Below are 1,064 nucleotides of genomic sequence, written 5' to 3' on the forward strand. Positions count from 1 at the left end.
CGAGATTTACCATTTTCATGAAGTTTCACTAATTGCAGTTTAAATTCGGGTGTAAAAGTTCGACGTTGACGTGTCATATTAAGTTAATAGTCTAAGTTTACAAGCCCTTATTTTATCTGTCCAACTTAGTGTAGCCTATCCAAAATATATATTTGAATGTTAGAGTGATGGAGGGGTATAAGTGAAAATAGGAAAATATAAGGGGAAACTTAAGGTTCTAAAGGGGAAAGTTCCTATACCAAAGATGAAAGAGGATGTAGAATCAATTCTTGATTCTAAGGCATTAATGGATGAATTATTCAATTACTTAATGAGCACGAAGCAGGATTATGGGATAATGTGGTTGATGGGAGCTAAACGGTATTTAGACGATAAAAAGGAAAGATTAAAAAGTCCCTTTAGTGGTCACCTTGATAGAGGACATCTTGTAGAGGTAGAACTATTTAGACATTTCAATAAGGAACTTACATTTATTCATCCCGCGGTTATTTTATATGAAAGTCTTTTAAATTGGGTTATTATAGCCCCTATTTCTACTGGAAAATATTGTACAGGGGATGATTTCCATATTGATGTAGATGAAAATGATGGGCTAAGACATCAATCAGCCATTTGTCTAAATGACATTAGAGCCATAGATAAAAATAGAATTTTGTATCAGCATTCTAAGGAAGGACAAAATGTTAAGGTTCAGTCAATAACGTTAGATAAAATTGATCAAGTTCTAATTGAAAAGATTATGCCAGTGACTTATAAAAGATATTGCGAATTAGAGATAGCTTTGGAACAGGAAAAAAGGAACCATAGTAAAACGATCTTAGAGTTAGAAGTTCTAAAAAGTAAATTAGTGGTTAATTAGGAAAAAATAAGGAAAAAATTCTTGCGGATAAAAAGTGACTATTATATAATAGGATTAACAATATGGGTCCTAGTACCCTGCGCGACTGAGCGCTTTTTTTCAGAAATGAAGCATTTGGGTCATGGCACCCCGCGTAACTGAGCGCAAAAAAAGTCCTTACAATAAGTGAGGGCTTTTTTCTTTATGTAAAAATCCAGGGATGTAA

Annotated in this window: 1 protein-coding gene; it reads left to right on the forward strand. The window is 33.5% G+C overall.

The window, feature by feature from the left end; all coding sequences use genetic code 11:
* Window positions 1–181: 181 nt before the first annotated feature.
* Window positions 182–859 carry a type II toxin-antitoxin system PemK/MazF family toxin gene (locus V7014_RS06035; protein WP_335505193.1) on the forward strand — a complete coding sequence of 226 codons (678 nt, stop codon included), beginning with the start codon at window positions 182–184 and terminating at the stop codon, window positions 857–859.
* Window positions 860–1,064: the final 205 nt, after the last annotated feature.

The organism is Bacillus sp. JJ722, assembly GCF_036963345.1.
In the GTDB taxonomy this organism is placed as follows: domain Bacteria; phylum Bacillota; class Bacilli; order Bacillales; family DSM-1321; genus Bacillus_AD.